General features: G+C 59.3%; 16 protein-coding genes, 1 pseudogene and 1 other annotated feature. Of the genes and pseudogenes, 11 read left to right on the top strand and 6 right to left on the bottom strand.

Features of this window, described 5'->3' with window-relative positions; genetic code table 11:
* Positions 1-2 precede the first annotated feature (2 nt).
* Both trpD and ACUTQY_RS01000 read right to left on the bottom strand, forming a co-directional pair.
* Positions 3-1599, bottom strand: a pseudogene (trpD, locus tag ACUTQY_RS01005) (bifunctional anthranilate synthase glutamate amidotransferase component TrpG/anthranilate phosphoribosyltransferase TrpD).
* On the bottom strand, positions 1599-3161 hold the full coding sequence (locus ACUTQY_RS01000) for an anthranilate synthase component 1 (protein WP_046687171.1): 1563 nt from the start codon (positions 3159-3161) through the stop codon (positions 1599-1601). The pseudogene trpD and the gene ACUTQY_RS01000 overlap by 1 nt, the downstream one beginning before the upstream one ends.
* 24 nt (positions 3162-3185) lie before the next feature.
* Positions 3186-3289 (bottom strand) — a sequence feature (Trp leader region).
* 252 nt (positions 3290-3541) lie between these two features.
* On the opposite strand from ACUTQY_RS01000, the gene rnm reads away from it, so the two are divergent.
* The 5 genes from rnm to rluB all read left to right on the top strand — a co-directional run bounded on the left by rnm (position 3542) and on the right by rluB (position 7577).
* On the top strand, positions 3542-4423 hold the full coding sequence (gene rnm, locus ACUTQY_RS00995) for an RNase RNM (RefSeq protein WP_033643269.1): 882 nt from the start codon (positions 3542-3544) through the stop codon (positions 4421-4423).
* 47 nt (positions 4424-4470) lie between these two features.
* Positions 4471-5091, top strand: a complete 621-nt coding sequence (locus tag ACUTQY_RS00990; protein ID WP_033643268.1) for an L-threonylcarbamoyladenylate synthase — start codon at positions 4471-4473, stop codon at positions 5089-5091.
* Positions 5092-5206: 115 nt separating this feature from the next.
* Entirely contained in the window at positions 5207-5566 is a 360-nt protein-coding gene (locus tag ACUTQY_RS00985) for a Rap1a/Tai family immunity protein (RefSeq protein ID WP_016927523.1), read from the top strand.
* A 148-nt stretch (positions 5567-5714) separates the two neighbouring features.
* On the top strand, positions 5715-6512 hold the full coding sequence (locus ACUTQY_RS00980; protein ID WP_342188177.1) for an alpha/beta fold hydrolase: 798 nt from the start codon (positions 5715-5717) through the stop codon (positions 6510-6512).
* A gap of 159 nt (positions 6513-6671) precedes the next feature.
* On the top strand, positions 6672-7577 hold the full coding sequence (gene rluB, locus ACUTQY_RS00975) for a 23S rRNA pseudouridine(2605) synthase RluB (protein WP_342188178.1): 906 nt from the start codon (positions 6672-6674) through the stop codon (positions 7575-7577).
* A gap of 39 nt (positions 7578-7616) precedes the next feature.
* Here the strand turns inward: rluB and cobO are convergent, their stop codons facing one another.
* Together cobO and ACUTQY_RS00965 are read right to left on the bottom strand one after the other, a co-directional pair.
* Positions 7617-8207: a cob(I)yrinic acid a,c-diamide adenosyltransferase gene (gene cobO, locus ACUTQY_RS00970; RefSeq protein ID WP_033643265.1), complete on the bottom strand. Its 591-nt coding sequence runs from the start codon at positions 8205-8207 to the stop codon at positions 7617-7619.
* 13 nt (positions 8208-8220) lie between these two features.
* Positions 8221-8982: a YciK family oxidoreductase gene (locus tag ACUTQY_RS00965; protein ID WP_033643264.1), complete on the bottom strand. Its 762-nt coding sequence runs from the start codon at positions 8980-8982 to the stop codon at positions 8221-8223.
* A 359-nt stretch (positions 8983-9341) separates the two neighbouring features.
* Here ACUTQY_RS00965 and sohB point away from each other — a divergent pair, with 359 nt between their 5' ends.
* Positions 9342-10388, top strand: a complete 1047-nt coding sequence (sohB, locus tag ACUTQY_RS00960) for a protease SohB (protein WP_033650242.1) — start codon at positions 9342-9344, stop codon at positions 10386-10388.
* A 50-nt stretch (positions 10389-10438) separates the two neighbouring features.
* On the opposite strand, the gene ACUTQY_RS00955 is transcribed toward sohB, so the two are convergent.
* On the bottom strand, positions 10439-10690 hold the full coding sequence (locus tag ACUTQY_RS00955) for a YciN family protein (protein ID WP_033643262.1): 252 nt from the start codon (positions 10688-10690) through the stop codon (positions 10439-10441).
* A gap of 427 nt (positions 10691-11117) precedes the next feature.
* Between ACUTQY_RS00955 and topA the strand changes: the two genes are divergently transcribed.
* The 4 genes from topA to acnA all read left to right on the top strand — a co-directional run bounded on the left by topA (position 11118) and on the right by acnA (position 18284).
* Positions 11118-13715, top strand: a complete 2598-nt coding sequence (gene topA, locus ACUTQY_RS00950; protein WP_015378045.1) for a type I DNA topoisomerase — start codon at positions 11118-11120, stop codon at positions 13713-13715.
* Positions 13716-14076: 361 nt separating this feature from the next.
* On the top strand, positions 14077-15051 hold the full coding sequence (cysB, locus tag ACUTQY_RS00945) for an HTH-type transcriptional regulator CysB (RefSeq protein WP_004930690.1): 975 nt from the start codon (positions 14077-14079) through the stop codon (positions 15049-15051).
* 100 nt (positions 15052-15151) lie between these two features.
* A complete protein-coding gene (locus tag ACUTQY_RS00940) occupies positions 15152-15388 on the top strand; it encodes a hypothetical protein (RefSeq protein WP_052752693.1) in 237 nt (78 codons plus the stop codon).
* A 223-nt stretch (positions 15389-15611) separates the two neighbouring features.
* Positions 15612-18284, top strand: coding sequence for an aconitate hydratase AcnA (gene acnA / locus ACUTQY_RS00935; RefSeq protein ID WP_033643259.1), 2673 nt, complete (start codon positions 15612-15614; stop codon positions 18282-18284).
* 57 nt (positions 18285-18341) lie between these two features.
* On the opposite strand, the gene ribA is transcribed toward acnA, so the two are convergent.
* The gene (gene ribA / locus ACUTQY_RS00930) at positions 18342-18935 is read right to left on the bottom strand and encodes a GTP cyclohydrolase II (RefSeq protein WP_019452695.1); all 594 of its coding nucleotides are present in this window, start codon (positions 18933-18935) and stop codon (positions 18342-18344) included.
* Between the two features lie 278 nt (positions 18936-19213).
* Between ribA and pgpB the strand changes: the two genes are divergently transcribed.
* Positions 19214-19978: a phosphatidylglycerophosphatase B gene (gene pgpB, locus ACUTQY_RS00925; RefSeq protein WP_033643258.1), complete on the top strand. Its 765-nt coding sequence runs from the start codon at positions 19214-19216 to the stop codon at positions 19976-19978.
* The last annotated feature ends 191 nt before the right edge of the window (positions 19979-20169 follow it).

Genomic DNA, 20169 nt, shown 5'->3' with positions numbered 1-20169 from the left:
ATTTATCCTCTTGCCGCCAGTGCGATGACACGCTCATAGGCCTGCCCGCTGTTGATCATATCCAGTGCCTGCCGCGCATTTTGGCGCAGGTCTTCATGTCCGAATAACTTCAGAAGCAACGCGACGTTGGCCGCGACCGCCGCAGCGTGCGCCGGCTCGCCTTTACCTTGTAACAGCCGCGCCAAAATGTCACGGTTTTCTTCCGGCGTGCCGCCCAGCAAGGCCTCCAGCGGATAGGTTTCCAATCCGAAGGACTGCGGGGTAAGCTGATAACTGCAGATTTCGCCGTTGTTCAATTCCGCCACGTGCGTCGGGGCGTGGATCGCCACCTCGTCCATGCCGCCGCCGTGAACCACCGCCGCGCGCTGATAGCCCAACACGCGCAGGGTTTCGGCGATCGGCAGCACCAGTTCCGGGCTGTAAACGCCGATCAGCGCCAGCGGCGGACGCGCCGGGTTGATCAGCGGGCCCAGCACGTTGAACAGCGTGCGGGTCTTCAACTGCTGGCGTACCGGCATGGCGTGACGGAAGCCGGTGTGGTACTGCGGCGCAAACAGGAAGCACACGCCAAGATCGTCCAACGCCTTGCGCGCCTCTTCCGCCGGCAGATCCAAGCGGATGCCGAATGCCGCCAACAGATCCGAAGAGCCGGAGCGGCTGGAGACGCTGCGGTTGCCGTGTTTGGCGATTTTCGCGCCGCACGCCGCCGCCACAAAGGCGCTGGCGGTGGAAATATTGATGCTGTTGGTGCCGTCGCCGCCGGTGCCGACGATATCGGCAAACAGATAGTCAGGGCGCGGGAACGGTTGAGCATCTTCCAGCAGCGCTTTGGCGGCGCCGGCGATCTCTTCCGGGCGCTCGCCGCGGACTTTCATGCTGATCAACGCCGCCGCCAGTTGGCTCGGCTCCAGTTCGCCGCGCACGATGGCGCTGAACAGCTGTTGGCTTTCCTGCTGGCTCATCGATTCAGCGCGGTACAGTTTCTCAAGGATAGGTTGCATCGTCGTGTTCCTTTTATGACTTCGCCAGCGCCCAGGCCAGGGTCTGCTCAAGCAGGCGCGCGCCATGGGTGGTCAGAATCGATTCCGGGTGGAACTGGAAGCCGCATACGCGGCGGCGATCGTCGCGTACCGCCATCACCATCTCGCCGAACCGGGCGTTGACGGTCAGATCGGCCGGGATGTTGCTGCCGACCAGCGAGTGGTAACGCGCCACCGGCAGCGGGTTGGCCATGCCGGCGAACATGCCTTCACCGTCGTGAACGATCGCCGAGGCTTTGCCGTGCAGGATTTCCCCCGCCTGGCCGACCTGGCCGCCATAGGCTTCGACGATCGCCTGGTGGCCGAGGCAGATGCCGATGATCGGCAGCCGGCCGCGCAGGCGTTGCAGCAGTTCCGGCATGCAGCCCGCTTCGGAAGGGGCGCCGGGGCCCGGCGACAGCATCAGCACCGGCTGTTCCATCTGCGCCAGACGCTCGATGATCACCTCGGCGGCGATCTGGTTACGGTAAATCACCACCTGGTGGCCGCTGGCGCGCAGCTGATCGACCAGGTTGTAGGTAAAGGAGTCGACGTTGTCGAGCAGCAGGATATCGGCCATCAGAACACCTCCTTGGCATGGTGCGCAGTGGCGATGGCGCGCAGCACGGCACGGGCTTTATTACGGGTTTCGTCGGCTTCCGCCTGCGGGATGGAGTCCAGCACGACGCCGGCGCCGGCCTGCACGGTGGCGATGCCGTCTTCGACGTAGGCTGAGCGAATGACGATGCAGGTATCCAGATCGCCGGTGGCGGTAAAGTAGCCTACCGCGCCGCCGTAGCTGCCGCGGCGCGTGCCTTCGGAGGCGGCGATCAGCTGCATCGCCCGCACTTTGGGCGCGCCGCTCAGGGTGCCCATATTCATGCAGGCCTGGTAGGCATGCAGCACGTCGAGATCGGCGCGCAGGGTGCCCACCACGCGGGAAACCAGGTGCATGACGAACGAATAGCGATCCACTTTGGTCAGGTCGGCCACGTAGCGGCTGCCGGCCTGGCAGATGCGCGCCAGATCGTTGCGCGCCAGATCGACCAGCATCAGGTGCTCGGCCAGCTCTTTGTGGTCGGTGCGCATTTCCAGCTCGATGCGGCTGTCGAGATCCAGATCCAGTGAACCATCGGCTCGGCGGCCGCGCGGGCGGGTGCCGGCGATCGGGTAGATTTCGATCTGGCGATTGCCCGCGTCGTATTTCAGCGCGCTCTCCGGCGAAGCGCCGAACAGGGTGAACTCGTCATCTTGCATGAAGAACATGTACGGGCTGGGGTTGTTGTCTTTTAACGTCTGGTAGGCCGCCAGCGGCGCCGGGCACGGCAGGGAGAAGCGGCGCGACGGCACCACCTGGAAAATCTCGCCGTGACGGATCGCTTCCTGCAGCCCGCTGACCACCGCGCCGTACTCTTCGTCGCTCTGGTTGCAGCTCAGCTGCATGTTTTCCAGCTTTTGGTGCGGGATTGGCTGCGGGGTTTGTTTCAATTCGGTCTGCAATTGCGCCAGACGCTGCTGCAGGCGTTGTATTTCACTCGCTTGCTCGCTGAAGACGCTGGCCTGCAATCGGGCGGAACCGCGTTGATGATCCAGCACCAGCAGGGTTTCCGCCAGATAGAAGCAGAAGTCCGGGCAACGTTGATCCTGGCGCAGCGTCGGCAGGTTTTCGAAACCGGCGACCAGATCGTAGGCGAACAGGCCGCCCAGCATCACGGCTTCACGCTCGTCCGCCGGGGAGTCGACCAGGGTCAGCAGCGTGCGCAGCGCGTCGAATACCGACAGGGAGCGCAGGCGCGCGTCTTCGTCCTGCACCTCGTCGATCGCCGGGAAGGTCACCTCGCGGCCGTTTGGGCGCGCCTGAATGCTGACTTCGGGCGGCAGCGCTTCGTCCAGCAGCGGCAGCAGCGCCGCGCCATTGGCGGTGAGCGCCTGCACGCTGACGGTGTGACCCAGCGCGGTGATGCGCAGCGCGCTGTCGATCACCAGCAGGCTCTGCAGATTCTGTTTACTGTTGATTTCCGCCGACTCCAGCAGCAGGGTGGCCGGCCGGGCGCCGCACAGCTGGTGGAAAAGGGTGGTGGGATCGCCCCGGTAACTGGCCTGCGCCTTCAGTAATGTCAATTGTGGTTTGATGTTCATCATCGGTGGTTCCAGTGAATTCTGTCCATAAAAAAGCCCGCATCAGGTGCGGGCTCAGGAAATCTGCATTGTCAGATGACAGCTATGCGCGATTACACCGCCCGCAAGAGGGAGGTACGCCACCAACCGTGAAGAGAAATGTATGTGTTCATTTGCAGACTCTCTTTGTTAACTCTCATCCGACACGGCCACTGCCGTGAACTTGTGTACTAGTTAACTGGTTCGTGAGGGCAAAGTCAACCCCCTTTTTGTACAATGTTTTAGCGGTCAGCATGAATTCTGTTCATCATCCCGCCCGCGCGCCCAGCCGGGGCAGAATAGATTTCCGTCCGGCCGCCGATCGCAGGTATGATAGAAAACCAAGCCATTGCCGGATAGCCGTTTTGACAGACAGTAACCCTCAATCCACCGCTTTTACCCTGTACGATCTCCACAGCCATACGACCGCCTCCGACGGCTACCTGACGCCGACGCAGCTGGTGCAGCGGGCGGTAGAGATGCGCGTGGGGGTGTTGGCGATCACCGATCACGACACGACCGCCGGGCTGGCCGAGGCCGCCGCCGCCATCGCGGAGCAGGTGTTGCCGTTGCGGTTGGTCAATGGAGTGGAAATCTCGACGCTGTGGGAAAATCATGAAATCCATATTGTTGGGTTGGGTATGGACGTCGCGCATCCGGCGCTGGTGGCGCTGTTGGCGGAACAAACCGAACGCCGCAACCGGCGGGCGCAGGAGATCGGCGTGCGGCTGGGCAAGGCGCGTATTCCCGACGCCTATGCCGGCGCCCAGCGCCTGGCCGGAGCCGGCGCGGTGACCCGCGGCCATTTCGCCCGTTACCTGGTGGAGATCGGTGTGGCGGACAATATGGCTCAGGTGTTCAAGAAATACCTGGCCAAGGGGAAAACCGGCTATGTACCGCCGCAGTGGTGTACAATAGAACAAGCCATTGATGCGATTCATCAATCGGGCGGCCAGGCGGTGATGGCGCACCCGGGCCGTTACGATTTGACCGCGAAATGGCTGAAACGCTTGCTGGCGCATTTCGCCGAACACGGCGGCGACGCCATGGAAGTGGCGCAGTGTCAGCAGGCGCCGCATGAGCGCACTCAGCTGGCGAAATACGCGCAAGACTACCGCCTGTTGGCCTCGCAAGGCTCTGATTTCCATCAACCTTGCTCGTGGATCGAACTGGGGCGCAAGCTGTGGCTGCCGGGCGGCGTCGAGCCGGTGTGGCGCGATTGGCCGCAGCCGGGCCAGGCGGTCTGATTTTACGCGCGTGGCAACGCGCGCGGGCATTATTTTAGGAGCAAGTCATGAGTCAGCTTTTTTATATTCACCCGGACAACCCGCAGCCGCGCCTGATCAACCAGGCGGTAGAGGTGCTGCGCAAAGGGGGGGTGATCGTCTATCCCACCGATTCCGGCTATGCGCTGGGCTGCATGCTGGAAGAGAAGGCGGCGATGGAGCGCATTTGCCGCATCCGTCAGCTGGACGGCAACCACAACTTTACCCTGATGTGCCGCGATCTGTCCGAGTTGTCGACCTATGCTCACGTCGATAATACGGCGTTCCGTCTGATCAAAAACAATACGCCGGGCAACTACACGTTCATTCTGAAAGCGACCAAAGAAGTGCCGCGCCGCCTGATGAATGAAAAGCGCAAAACCATCGGCCTGCGCGTGCCGTCGAACCCGATCGCGCTGGCGCTGTTGGAGGCGTTGAACGAACCGATGATGTCCACCACGCTGATGCTGCCGGGCAATGATTTCGCCGAGTCCGATCCGGAAGAGATCAGCGATCATTTGGGCAAGGTGGTCGATCTGGTGATCCACGGCGGCTTCCTCGGCCAACAGCCGACCACGGTTATCGATCTGACCGAATCCTCGCCGGAAGTGGTGCGCGAAGGCGCCGGCGACGCGGCGCCTTTCCGCTGATGTAAAATATTGCCACCTTGCCCATTGTCTGAAAAACGGCTGAAGCGACGCTATTTCGCGTGAAAGCCGCTATTCTTGAAGACTTCAGAATTGATAATGGGCAGGATGCGCAGCAATGATTAAACAGGTTTCTTTTTTAGCGGCCTTATTATTTTCCTCAATGGCGAATGCGGGTTTTTATTCGGGCAGCGGTTTGCTGGCGGAATCCGGCGGTTACGTAAAAAATAAAAGCGGTGAAGCCACCGTGGCCGAAGCGCTGAATGGCGGCATGTTTATGGGATACGTCGCCGGCGTATTCGATACCTATTCCATGCAGGGCAATCGCAATATCTGCCCAGAGGCCGGAATGAGCATCGGCGTAGCCGCCGACGCGGTAATGCAGTACTTGAACGAACATCCCGAGCAACTGCATTATTCCGCACCGTCGGTGATTATGCTGGCGTTGAGCGCCGCCTATCCCTGCGTGCGCCATTAAATTCCCATTCCAATAAGTGCGCATTTTTTCATAAGGTGCGCTCGGGTCTTTTCCGCACGAACTTCAATAGATCATGACCTGCTGCGCTGTCACCCTTAGCCCGTCGGTAATTCCCGAACGGGTCGGGGAGAGACGCGCAGGAGGTAATATGACCGCATTTCACAGTGCCAACATGACGCTCGATTATCAGGATATCGGCTCAGGGCCGCTCACGTTGGTGTTGCTGCCCGGCTGGTGCGAACCGAAAACCGTGTTTGAGCCGTTCATCGCGCTGGCGGCCGACGGTTATCGGACGATCAGCATCGATTGGCGTGGCCACGGCCTGTCGTCAAAAGCGGCGGAGATGTCGCTGACGGCGGACGATTTGCTGGAGGATGTGCGCCAATTGCTGACGGCGCTGCGTTTGGACAACGTGATCACCCTGTCGGTGGCGCACGCCAGTTGGTTGGCGGTGGCGTTGGCCGAGGCGTTGCCGCAGCAGGTGCAGGGCATGGTGTTTCTCGATTGGATCATGACGCAGCCGGAGCCAGCGCTCTTTACGGCGGTGAGCCGCATGCAGCAGCCGCAGCAGTGGCTGGCGGCGCGCGACGCCTTGTTCGACTTCTGGCAGGGCGGCATCCGCCACGATCGGGTCAAATGCCATCTGGAGGTCGAGATGGCGCAGGAAGATGACCGGCTCTGGCGCGCCGCCGGCGTGGCCATCGAACAGGCCTACCGGCAGTTCGGCTCGCCGCTGCAACGCCTGGCGGGAATGAGCGCGCCGCCGCCGTGCCGGCATATTTACTCGCTGGATCGCCGCGATGACTATCTGCGGCAACAGCAGGCATTTGCCGCCGAGCGGCCGTTTTTCTCCGTGGCGCGTTTAGAAGAGGCCCGCACTCACCTCGGCATTCTGGAACGGCCCGACGCGGTGCTGAGGGCGGTGGAGGACTTCTTGGCGCCGTGAACGCCGCTTGGGGGCACCGCCGATAAAGTGGGTTTCAACACCTTAGAAAGCCTGTATAATGCGCGGTTCGATCTTGATAAACGTATTATTACCGTTGCGGCGATTGGCCGCGGCGGTTATCCCCCCGACGCCTGTGAAGGCGACATTAGAGGTTGCTCAATGAGCGAAAAGTTACAGAAAGTATTAGCGCGCGCCGGGCACGGCTCGCGTCGTGAAATCGAAACCATGATTGAAGCCGGGCGCGTCAGCGTCGACGGCAAGGTCGCCAAGCTGGGCGATCGCGTTGAAGTGACCCCGGCGATGAAAATTCGTCTGGATGGTCATGTCCTGTCGATCAAAGAGTCCGAAGAGGTGGTCTGCCGCGTGCTGGCTTACTACAAACCGGAAGGTGAGCTGTGTACCCGCAGCGATCCTGAAGGCCGCCCGACGGTGTTCGATCGCTTGCCGAAGCTGCGCGGTTCGCGCTGGGTGGCGGTAGGGCGACTGGACGTCAACACTTCTGGTCTGCTGCTGTTCACCACCGATGGCGAACTGGCCAACCGTCTGATGCACCCAAGCCGTGAAGTGGAACGCGAGTACGCGGTGCGCGTGTTTGGCCAGGTCGACGATGCGAAAGTGAAGCAGCTGAGCAAAGGCGTGCAACTGGAAGACGGCCCGGCCGCGTTCCGCACCATCAGCTTCCAGGGCGGTGAAGGCTTCAACCAATGGTACAACGTGACCCTGACCGAAGGCCGCAACCGTGAAGTGCGTCGCCTGTGGGAAGCGGTGGGCGTGCAGGTGAGCCGCCTGATCCGCGTACGCTACGGCGATATCGATCTGCCGAAAGGCCTGCCGCGCGGCGGCTGGGCCGAGCTGGATCTGCCGGCGATCAACTACCTGCGCGAGCTGGTTGAATTGAAACCGGAAACGGTCAGCAAGATGCCGGTGGAGCGTGAGCGCCGCCGCGTGAAGGCTAACCAAATCCGTCGCGCGGTCAAGCGTCACTCGCAGGTGGCCGGCAGCGGCCGTCGCAGTGCGCCGGGCAGCAAACCGAGTAAATCGGGCAAACCGAGCAAACGCAGCTAATCCCGTCATTCTGGCCCCGTTCGGGGCCAGAACGTTTTGTTACCAATCGATCCCCTGTTGCGCCTTGATGCCCGCGTCGAACGCGTGTTTCACCGGCCGCATCTCCGTAACCGTATCCGCCATTTCCAGCAGCTCGCGATGGCAACCGCGCCCGGTCAGTATCACCGTTTGGTGCGCAGGGCGCTGCCGCAGCGCTTCTTTGAGCTCTTCCAGCTCCAGATAGCCGTAGGTCAACATGTAGGTCACTTCGTCCAGCAGCACCAGATCCAGGCCGCTGTCGGCCAGCATGCGTTTGCCGTGCTGCCACACCGCCTGGCAGGCGGCGGTGTCGCCTGCCTTGTTCTGCGTCTCCCAGGTGAAGCCGGTAGCCATCACCTGAAATTCAACGCCATGTTGCTGCAGCAGATTCTTTTCGCCATTGGGCCACTCGCCCTTGATGAACTGGATCACCCCGGCGCGCATGCCGTGACCGACCGCGCGGGTGACGGTGCCGAAGGCGGCGGTGGTTTTGCCTTTGCCGTTGCCGGTAAACACCAGCAGCAGGCCGCGGGTGTCCTGCGCCGCGGCGATGCGTGCATCGACCTGTTCTTTCAGGCGCTGCTGGCGCTGTTGATGACGATCTTCCGCCATGAAACGCTCCTTATTATTCGGCCGCGCCGGGTTTGCGGTTCGGCTGGGCGTCGAAGCTCATGCCGGTTTTTCGCCGGCTGTCCTCGCCCATCAGATACAGGTACAGCGGCATGATGTCAGCCGGGGTTTTCAGCTTGTTTTTGTCTTCGTGCGGGAAGGCGGATGCGCGCATTTTGGTGCGAGTTCCGCCCGGATTGATGCAGTTTACCCGCAAATTACGATTTTTGTATTCATCGGCCAATACCTGCATCATGCCTTCGGTGGCGAACTTCGACACCGCATAAGCGCCCCAGTCGGCGCGGCCGGTGCGCCCGACGCTGGAACTGGTGAACACCAGCGACCCGGCGTGGGATTTCAGCAGCAGCGGCAGCAGCGCCTGAGTCAGCATAAAGGTGGCGTTGACGTTAACCTGCATCACCTCTTGCCACATGGTTATCGACAGGTCGGCCATCGGCGCAATGTCGCCCAGCAGGCCGGCGTTGTGCAGCACGCCGTCCAGGCGCGGAATTTGGCGCGCCAGATCGTCGGCTATCTGCCGGCATTGCTCCGGCGTGGCGTGCAGCAAGTCGAGCGTGACCACCAGGGCCGGGGCGCCGCCCTGGGCCGCGATCTCTTGTTGTACCGCCAGCAGTTTGCTCTCGGTGCGTCCCAGCAGCACTAACTGGGCGCCGAAGCGAGCGTAGGTCAGCGCCGCTTCGCGGCCGATGCCGTCTCCGGCGCCGGTGACCAAAATAATGCGTTGTTCGAGTAGATCTTGTTTGGGTTGGTAATGCACGATAAATCCTCGCCTGGGTGGCTGTTCTCCCGCGTATCGTGGGGAGCAAGGGTGAAACGCGCGGCCAGGGCGGGAGCGAGAGCTCGACCTTCTGCGGGCCGCGCAGCGAATCTGTCTCATCATATTGATGAATAATGGGTGTTATATGCCTTAATCCGTACGCATTTTCAATGCGTAGCAGGCTGAAATGACATTCTTTTGTAACAAAAGCGGCGCGGCGGCGGCTTGGTTCGGCCTTGAATCGTCCCCATAGTGACGTGCAGAACGCAATGAATTTTCATTTAGCCGCGACAGCAGGCGCTGCGGTTGGCTAAAATGGAAAGAATCATACTAACAACCTGTAAATAAAGGCGGAATCTGTGGAGTTTATATCTGTTTATGGCCTGTTTCTGGCCAAGGTCGCCACGGTGGTGCTCGCCATCGCCGCGTTGGCCATCCTGGCGGTCAGTCTGGGGCAACGCAAGAGCCGTCAGAAAGGGGAGCTGCAGTTGACCGATCTCGGTGAGCAGTATCGCGAAATGCAGCGCGATATGCGCCTGGCGCGTATGGATACTGCCGAGCAAAAGGTTTGGCTGAAACAGTTCAAGAAGCAGACCAAATCTGATGACAAATTGAAGAAGCAGCGCGCCAAATCCGGCGCGGTGGAAGTGGCCAAGCCGTGCCTGTACGTGTTGGACTTCAAGGGCAGCATGGATGCGCACGAGGTGACGTCGCTGCGCGAAGAGATCTCCGCGGTGCTGGCTGTGGCCTCGGCGCAGGATGAAGTCCTGCTGCGTCTGGAAAGCCCGGGCGGGGTGGTGCACGGCTACGGCCTGGCGGCTTCGCAGCTGGAGCGCTTGCGCAAAGGCGGCATCCGCCTGACGGTGGCGGTGGATAAAGTGGCGGCCAGCGGCGGCTACATGATGGCCTGCGTCGCGGATCGCATCGTGGCGGCGCCGTTCGCCATCATCGGTTCCATCGGCGTGGTGGCGCAGATCCCGAATTTCCACCGCCTGCTGAAGAAGAACGACATCGACGTGGAGCTGCATACCGCCGGGCAGTTTAAACGTACGCTGACGCTGTTCGGTGAAAATACCGAGCAGGGGCGCGAGAAGTTCCGCGAAGATCTGAACGAAACGCACGAGCTGTTCAAACGCTTCGTGCACGAGCAGCGCCCGTCGCTGGACATCGACAGCGTCGCCACCGGTGAGCACTGGTTCGGGACCCAGGCCAAAGAGAAAGGCCTGATCGACGCCATCGGCACCAGCGACGATTTGTTGATCGCCGAGTTGGATAACCACGAAGTGATCGCCGTGCGCTATGCGCGTCGTAAACGTTTGATGGATCGTTTCACCGGCAGCGCGGCGGAAAGCGTCGATCGTTTGCTGTTGCGCTGGTGGCAGCGCGGGGAAAAGCCGTTGTTGTAAGGCGAGAAGAGCAGGAATCAACGGGGGCCAGGCGCCCCCGTTTTGTTTTCTCAATCGACCAAATGGTATTTTTCCGAAAGCAGGTGAGCCAAATGTTTAAACATATTAAATACGGCGGTGGTTTTGGCGGTGGGCAATCCATCGGCATCTAAAAAGTATTCGCCGCGAAAAACTAAAACGCCGCTTTTTTGTTCAACGTCGGTGGCGATCATGCCGTGCAGATAATCTTCGTGTTGGCGGATGATGTTATTTGCTTCCGCCAGCAGGGCCTCGCGGCCGATAGGTGCAGTATTCTTGTACATTTATTAGACTCCAAACAAAAAACGCTGCGCATATTCTAACGCCGGTTCGCTTTTATCCGCAAACCGACTAAGGTTTATTTGCCGTCTGGATGGCCATGGGCGGCGGCCGGTTGGCGAAATCTGCCTTTCCGTGCTAATTAGGTTGCGTGACGCTTTTTATCAGGTACAGTGTGGGATTTTGCGGCGTCGGGTGGAAGGTTTTGTTTACGCCATGAATAAAAATCACGCAGCCATACTTCTGGGGCATGGGTGAATAGCAGGCAGGATCAACAACTTGCGTTTAGGTTGAGCAGTTGGGCAACCAAAAGAAAAAAATCTGTTGATCTCTTGCCAGACTGCCGCAATATAAAAAAAGAGACACGAATTGCCGCGGCACGGCGAGATAAAAGACTTCTTTTTAGAAGAAATAAATTAGGTAAAGGTAAATATGGGTAAAGCTCTCGTAATAGTTGAGTCCCCGGCAAAAGCCAAAACTATTAATAAATATTTAGGAAGTGACTACGTGGTGAAGTCCAGCGTCGGTCATATCCGTGATTTGCCGACCAGTGGCTCAGCCAGCAAAAAGAGCGCTGACTCAACCGAAGACAAAGCCAAGAAAAAAGTTAAAAAAGATGAGAAGGCGGCGCTGGTAAATCGCATGGGCGTCGACCCTTACCACGGCTGGAAAGCGCATTATGAAATCCTGCCGGGTAAAGAAAAAGTGGTCGCCGAGTTAAAATCGTTGGCGGAAAACGCCGACCACATTTATCTCGCAACCGACCTTGACCGCGAAGGGGAAGCCATCGCCTGGCACCTGCGGGAAGTGATCGGTGGGGATGACAAACGCTTTAGCCGCGTGGTGTTTAACGAAATCACCAAAAACGCGATCCAACAGGCGTTCAAACAGCCGGGCGAGCTGAACATTGACCGCGTCAACGCGCAGCAGGCGCGCCGGTTTATGGACCGCGTGGTGGGCTATATGGTCTCGCCGCTGCTGTGGAAAAAAATCGCCCGCGGCCTGTCCGCCGGCCGCGTACAGTCGGTGGCGGTGCGTCTGGTGGTTGAGCGCGAACGCGACATCAAGGCGTTCGTGCCGGAAGAGTACTGGGAGCTGCATGCCGATCTGCTGGCGAAGGGTGAAACCGCGCTGCAGATGGAAGTGACACATGCGCACGACAAACCGTTCAAGCCGGTCAACCGCGAGCAGACGCACGCCGCGGTCAAGTTGCTGGAAAAAGCCCGCTACACGGTGCTGGATCGCGAAGACAAACCGACCAGCAGCAAGCCGGGCGCGCCTTTCATTACCTCCACGCTGCAACAGGCCGCCAGCACCCGCCTGAGCTTCGGCGTGAAGAAAACCATGATGATGGCGCAACGGCTGTATGAAGCCGGCCATATTACCTATATGCGTACCGACTCCACCAACCTGAGCCAGGATGCGCTCAACATGGTGCGTGGCTACATCGGCGACAACTTCGGCGATAAATACCTGCCGAAAGCGCCGAATCAGTACAGCAGCAAAGAGAATTCGCAGGAAGCACACGAAGCGATCCGTCCTTCGGACGTGAACGTGCTCGCCGAGCAGTTGAAAGACATGGAAGCGGACGCGCAGAAGCTGTATCAGCTGATCTGGCGCCAGTTCGTTGCCTGCCAGATGACGCCGGCGCAATACGATTCCACCACGCTGACGGTGAAAGCCGGCGATTATCAACTGCGCGCCAAGGGCCGTACGCTGCGCTTTGACGGCTGGACCAAGGTGATGCCGGCTCTGCGCAAAGGCGATGAAGATCGCACGTTGCCGTTCGTCGAAATCGGCAGCGAGCTGGATCTGCAGAAACTGATCCCGAGCCAGCACTTCACCAAGCCGCCGGCGCGCTACAGCGAAGCCTCGCTGGTGAAAGAGCTGGAGAAACGCGGCATCGGGCGTCCGTCCACTTACGCCTCCATCATCTCGACCATTCAGGATCGCGGTTATGTGCGGGTGGAAAGCCGCCGTTTCTATGCCGAGAAAATGGGTGAGATCGTCACCGATCGCCTGGAAGAAAACTTCCGCGAGCTGATGAACTATGACTTCACCGCCCGCATGGAAGACGGCCTCGATGAGGTCGCCAACAACCAGGCCGAGTGGAAAGCGGTGCTGGACGAATTCTTCGTTGATTTCAGCGAGCAGCTTGAAACGGCGGAGAAGGATCCGGAAGAAGGCGGCATGCGGCCTAACCAGATGGTGATGACCAGCATCGACTGCCCGACCTGCGGCCGCAAGATGGGCATCCGTACCGCCAGCACCGGCGTGTTCCTCGGCTGTTCCGGCTATGCGCTGCCGCCGAAGGAACGTTGCAAAACCACCATCAACCTGGTGCCGGAAGCGGAAGTGCTCAACATCCTCGAAGGCGACGACGCGGAAACCAACGCGCTGCGCGCCCGCCGCCGCTGCCAGAAATGCGGTACGGCGATGGACAGCTATCTGATCGACAACCAGCGCAAGCTGCACGTCTGCGGTAACAACCCGGCGTGTGACGGCTATGAAATCGAAGAGGGCGAGTTCCGCCTGAAAGGCTACGATGGCCCGGTGGTGGAATGCGACAAGTGCGGCTCGGAAATGCACCTGAAAATGGGGCGTTTCGGCAAGTACATGGGCTGTACTAACGAGAACTGTAAAAACACCCGCAAGATCCTGCGTAACGGCGATGTCGCGCCGCCGAAGGAAGATCCGGTGCCGTTGCCGGAGCTGCCGTGCGAGAAGTCTGACGCCTATTTCGTGCTGCGTGACGGCGCTGCCGGCGTGTTCCTGGCGGCCAACACCTTCCCTAAATCGCGCGAGACCCGTGCGCCGCTGGTGGAAGAGCTGGCTCGCTTCAAGGATCGCCTGCCGGAGAAGCTGCGCTATCTGGCCGATGCGCCGGTGGCGGATGCCGAAGGCAATAAAACGCTGGTGCGTTTCAGCCGTAAAACCAAACAGCAGTACGTCTCTTCTGAAAAAGATGGCAAGGCGACCGGTTGGTCCGCGTTCTACGTGGACGGCAAGTGGGTCGAAGGCAAGAAGTAAGGCCTCTGTCCTGCCAGTAAGATGAAAAACCAGCCCCGGCGGCTGGTTTTTTTATTGGTGAAAAGGGACAAACGGATCTATCCTTTGCTGTTTTTATCCCTCCGCCACCGCCGTTTCACGTTGATACCAATGCAAAATAATCGTTATCATAGTGTGACGCGGATCTATACTTGAAGCTGCAACGTGGTATAGTGGTTATATAAAAAGTTTTTTTATTATTAAAGCTTATTAACAACGGCGTTTTCTTCACCATCAGGGTAAAACACGGTGTTTATGGCTTGTGACTTTCAGCATACCGGGGCGACACCGATATACCTGGCTGCGGGTAAGCCGCAGTGTTTAACCTAGGATGGTATAAGATATGAAATTGCAGCAGCTTCGTTACATTGTGGAAGTGGTTAACCACAACCTGAATGTCTCCTCGACGGCAGAAGGGCTCTATACCTCGCAACCCGGCATCAGTAAACAGGTGCGCATGCTCGAAGATGAGCTGGGCATCCAGATTTTCGCCCGCAGCGGCAAACACCTGACCCAGGTCACCCCGGCCGGCCAGGAAATCATTCGCATCGCACGTGAAGTGCTGTCCAAGGTCGACGCCATTAAAGCCGTCGCCGGTGAACACACCTACCCGGACAAAGGCTCGCTGTACGTCGCCACCACGCATACCCAGGCCCGCTACGCCTTGCCCAACGTAATTAAAGGCTTCATCGAGCGTTACCCGCGCGTCTCGCTGCACATGCATCAGGGTTCGCCGACGCAGATCGCCGAAGCGGTCTCCAAAGGGACCGCAGATTTCGCCATCGCTACCGAAGCGCTGCACCTGTACGACGATCTCATTATGCTGCCGTGCTACCACTGGAACCGCGCGGTAGTCGTGAAGCCCGATCATCCTTTGGCGGGCAAAAGCAGCATCAGCATTGAAGAGCTGGCGGCTTACCCGATCGTCACTTACACCTTCGGCTTTACCGGGCGTTCGGAGTTGGATACCGCCTTCAACCGCGCCGGCCTGACGCCGCGCATTGTCTTTACCGCCACCGACGCCGACGTGATCAAAACCTACGTGCGTCTGGGATTGGGGGTGGGGGTGATCGCCAGCATGGCGGTGGATCCGGTGCAGGATCCGGATCTGGTGACGGTGGATGCGCGTGATATCTTCACCTACAGCACCACCAAGATCGGTTTCCGCCGCAGCACCTTCCTGCGCAGCTACATGTACGACTTCATTCAGCGCTTCGCGCCGCACCTGACGCGCGATGTGGTAGACAGCGCGGTGGCGCTGCGCTCCAACGAAGAGATCGAAGCGATGTTCAAGGACATCAAACTGCCAATTAAGTAACCATCGACGATATCAAATCAATCCCGGTTAGGCGCCTGCCTAACCGGGTTTTTTTTAGCCCGGAAATCCGTACTGATTACAGTAAATGCGTGGTATCACAATGAAAAAAAGTCTCTGGATTGTTCTGTTCTTGTTGCTAACCTTTTTGTTGTTGCGCTACCTGCCAGACGGAATTTTCGACAGCTTCGTTTCCAACAACATAGAAATTAGCGGTGATGGTGAAATAGGGATGAATAATTTCGACTCGGCTGTCATTGCCATTAAATTGGGTGTCTTTGCTATCATTGCTGCAGTTGTGCTCCCAGTATGTCGCCGCCTGGTGCGCAAACCCCGCTAAAGCCGCGAGATTCTCGCTGCCAAAACGCCGCCTCGTTGCGGCGTTTTCGTTGACGCGTGGCCTAACCCCTTGGCTGCGCTCGCACTTCCTTCTTCTTGATTGTTCTCACCTATCGCTGTGATCAAATCGTGTTGTTATCAAAACGTTAACTTATCTTTGTGGTATCTTTAAACAAGACCTCACTGATTACCCTGTTTTAATCACAATAAGAAATGGAGGAGCTATGTCGTCCGATCTTCGTGAAACAAGTCTGGATAAGCTGGTTGCGCTGAATAGCGAATATTACTACTACAGTCTGCCGCTGGCGGCGAAGCAGCTGGGTGATATCGACCGGTTGCCGAAATCAATGAAAGTGCTGTTGGAGAACCTGCTGCGCCATGTGGATGGCGATACCGTGCAGGTTGACGACCTCAAGGCCATCGTCGCCTGGTTGCAAACCGGCCATGCTGACCGTGAGATCGCCTACCGTCCGGCGCGCGTGCTGATGCAGGATTTTACCGGCGTTCCGGCGGTGGTGGATCTGGCGGCGATGCGTGAAGCGGTGCGGCGGCTGGGCGGCAATGTCGACCAGGTGAACCCGCTGTCACCGGTGGATCTGGTGATTGACCACTCGGTTACCGTCGATGAATTCGGCGATGACAACGCCTTCGAAGACAACGTTCGTATCGAAATGCAGCGCAATCACGAGCGCTACACCTTCCTGCGCTGGGGGCAGAAAGCCTTCAACCGTTTCCGCGTGGTGCCGCCGGGCACCGGCATCTGCCACCAGGTCAACCTCGAATACCTCGGCCAAACGGTGTGGCACAGCGACGAAAGCGGTCGCCGCGTGGCCTATCCGGATACGCTGGTGGGCACCGATTCCCACACCACCATGATCAACGGCCTGGGCATTCTCGGCTGGGGCGTCGGCGGTATCGAAGCGGAAGCGGCGATGCTGGGCCAGCCGGTGTCGATGCTGATCCCGGACGTCGTCGGCTTTAAGCTGACCGGCAAGCTCCGCGAGGGCATTACTGCCACCGACCTGGTGCTGACCGTCACTCAAATGCTGCGTAAGCACGGCGTTGTTGGCAAGTTCGTCGAGTTTTACGGCGACGGCCTGGCCGATCTGCCGTTGGCGGACCGGGCGACCATCGCCAATATGTCGCCGGAGTTCGGCGCCACCTGCGGTTTCTTCCCGGTAGATGACGTCACGCTCGGCTACATGAAACTCAGCGGCCGCAGCGCCGAACAAATCGCGCTGGTGGAAGCCTACGCCAAGGCGCAGGGCATGTGGCGCAACCCGGGGGATGAGCCGGTATTCACCAGCTCGCTGGCGCTGGATATGTCGACGGTCGAGGCCAGCCTCGCCGGGCCGAAACGCCCGCAGGATCGCGTTGCGCTGCCGAATGTGCCGCAGGCGTTCAGGGCCGCTACCGAGTTGGATATCGGCGGCCACAAGACCAAGGCAGACAGCAAACCCTTTACGCTGGATGGGCAGCAGCACGAGCTGCACGACGGCGCGGTGGTGATCGCGGCGATCACCTCCTGCACCAACACCTCCAACCCGAGCGTGATGATGGCGGCTGGCCTGCTGGCGAAAAACGCCGTCAAGAAAGGGCTGCGCAGCAAGCCTTGGGTAAAAACGTCGTTGGCGCCGGGTTCCAAAGTGGTGACCGACTACTTCGACAGCGCCAAGCTCACCGCTTATCTGGAAGAACTGGGGTTCAACCTGGTGGGATATGGCTGTACCACCTGTATCGGCAACTCCGGGCCGCTGCCGGATCCTATCGAGCAGGCGATCAAAGAGGGCGATCTGACCGTGGGCGCGGTGCTGTCGGGCAACCGTAACTTCGAAGGGCGCATCCACCCGCTGGTGAAAACCAACTGGCTGGCCTCACCGCCGCTGGTCGTGGCGTATGCGCTGGCGGGCAGCATGAAGATCGATCTGACCAAAGAGCCGCTGGGCGAGGGCAATGACGGTCAACCGGTCTACCTGAAGGACATCTGGCCGAGCAGCCAGGACATTGCTCAGGCGGTGGAAGAAGTGCGCACCGAGATGTTCCACAAAGAATACGGCGAAGTGTTCGATGGCGACGCCAACTGGCAGGCGATCCAGGTGACCGGTTCGGCGACCTATCAATGGCAGGAGGATTCTACCTATATCCGCCATCCTCCGTTTTTCAGCACCATGAAGGTGAAGCCGGATCCGGTGCAGGACATCAAGGACGCGCGCATTCTGGCGATTCTGGCCGATTCGGTGACCACCGACCACATCTCGCCGGCGGGCAACATCAAGCGCGACAGCCCGGCGGGGCGTTACCTGAGCGAGCACGGCGTGGCGCCGCAGGACTTTAACTCCTACGGTTCGCGCCGCGGAAACCACGAAGTGATGATGCGCGGCACCTTCGCCAACATCCGCATCCGCAACGAAATGGTGCCGGGCGTGGAGGGGGGCTATACCCGCCATATTCCGTCGCAGCAGCAACTGTCTATCTACGACGCCGCCATGCAGTACCAGCAGGAGCAAGTGCCGCTGGCGGTGATCGCCGGTAAAGAGTACGGTTCCGGCTCCAGCCGCGACTGGGCGGCGAAAGGGCCGCGCCTGCTGGGCGTGCGGGTGGTGATCGCCGAATCCTTCGAGCGTATTCACCGCTCCAACCTGATCGGCATGGGCATTTTGCCGCTGGAGTTCCCGCAGGGCGTGACGCGCAAAACGCTGGGGCTGACCGGGGACGAGCAGATCAGCGTCGGCGGCCTGCAACAGCTGCAGCCGGGCCAGACGGTGCCGGTACATATCACCTATGCCGACGGGCGCAAGGAGGTGATCGACACTCGTTGCCGCATCGATACCGGCAATGAGCTGACCTACTACGAAAACGACGGCATCCTGCACTACGTAATCAGGAAAATGCTGTAAATCGGGCAGTAAAAAGGGCGCCGCAAGGCGCCCTGATTGTTTTCACCGTGGCGGCGATCACTTCTGGTCGAGCAAATGGCCCATTTTGGCGGCCTTGGTGGCCAGATAGTGTTCGTTCTTCGGATTGCGGCCGACGATCAGCGGCACGCGCTCGCTGATATTGATACCGGCTTCGGTCAGGATCTCGACCTTTTTCGGGTTGTTGGTCAGCAAGCGCACCGCGTCGACGCCCAGCAGTTTGAACATGTCGGCGCACAGGGTGAAGTCGCGTTCGTCGGCGGCGAAGCCGAGCTGATGGTTGGCTTCCACGGTGTCTGCGCCCTTATCCTGCAGGGCATAGGCGCGGATCTTGTTCAACAGGCCGATATTGCGGCCCTCCTGGCGATGATAAAGCAGGATGCCGCGGCCTTCTTCGGCGATCTGCTCCAGTGCGGCTTCCAGCTGAAAACCGCAGTCGCAGCGCAGGCTGAACAACGCGTCGCCGGTCAGACATTCGGAATGCACGCGTGCGAGCACCGGCGCTTCACCGGAAATATCACCGAATACCAGCGCCAGATGATCGTGCCCGGTCGCCAGTTCTTCGAATCCTACCATCAGGAAATCGCCCCAAGGTGTCGGCAGTTTAGCCTCTGCCACCCGTTTAAGCTGCATGTCACTCTCCACAAAAACCTACGATTCAATCATTGTCGCGCATCCTAAGTCCGGTCAGTGCATTGACCAAGACTAAAACGTGCTACGCCGATCTCTATTTCGTTAATTATCGGCTATTTTGCCACAACTTCTTGCCGGGCGGTGCTCAGCAAACCAGCAGATGGCGTTTTCTGGCCACCTATTATTGCGATAGGTTGTCTATCTGTTTAATTTTTCGCGTGTTATCAATATTGCACTCTTGTTACACTGCAGCCTGATTCACGCAGAGGAAAACGGGAATGTATGAGATAGCAAAACGCACGGCGGGCGGCGCGTTGCTGCTGCTGTTGATGCCGCTGGCGGTCTGGGTATCCGGCTGGCACTGGCAACCCGGCGGCAATGACCGGCTGCTGAAAGCGCTGTACTGGGTGACCGAAACCGTGACCTCGCCGTGGGGCATTCTGACCAGCGCGATCCTCTGCGGTTGGTTTTTGTGGTGCCTGCGCTTTCGGCTGAAGCCGGCCATCGGTCTGGCGATGCTGCTTTTCGCCGCGCTGTTGATTGGGCAGGGCGTGAAGTCGTTGATCAAGGATCGGGTGCAAGAGCCGCGTCCTTTCGTGGTGTGGTTGGAGCAAACCCACGGCGTGGACGGCAAGTATTTCTACTCGCTGCAGCGCAAAGAGCGCAGCGCGCTGGTGCGCGAGCAACTGCAAGACCAGACGCTGGTGCCGGGCTGGCTGCGCAAGCACTGGCAGTTTGAAACCGGCTTTGCTTTTCCGTCGGGGCACACCATGTTCGCCGCCACCTGGGCGCTATTGGGGGTAGGGCTGCTGTGGCCGCGCCGCCATTACAAAACCGTCGCGATCCTGATGGTGTGGGCGGCCGGGGTAATGGGCAGCCGCTTGCTGCTGGGCATGCACTGGCCGCGCGATCTTGCGATGGCCACGTTGATCAGTTGGTTGCTGGTGGTGATCACCTGCTGGCTGGCGCAGCGCTGGTTCGGTCCTCTGACGCCGCCGCCGCAAGAGCAGCAGGAAATCGCGGCGCGCAAGCCGGAGAAATGAACGTTATGTGACCATGTCACAAAAAGCGCGGCGCCAGATCGGCGCCGCATTAACCGCTTACATTTTCCCGCCATTGCAATCCGCGCCGTCGCCCCCATATCCTTATAAATTCGACGTTTTGAGAAGCTTTCTCATCAATTTGTTCGTTAAAGCCGTTTACTGCCGAATATGCCAGCAGATATGTGGTTTTA

The organism is Serratia sp. TSA_130.1, from assembly GCF_052691795.1.
The sequence above is the reverse complement of the archived record's forward strand: the minus strand, read 5'-3'. Positions and strand labels throughout refer to the sequence as shown.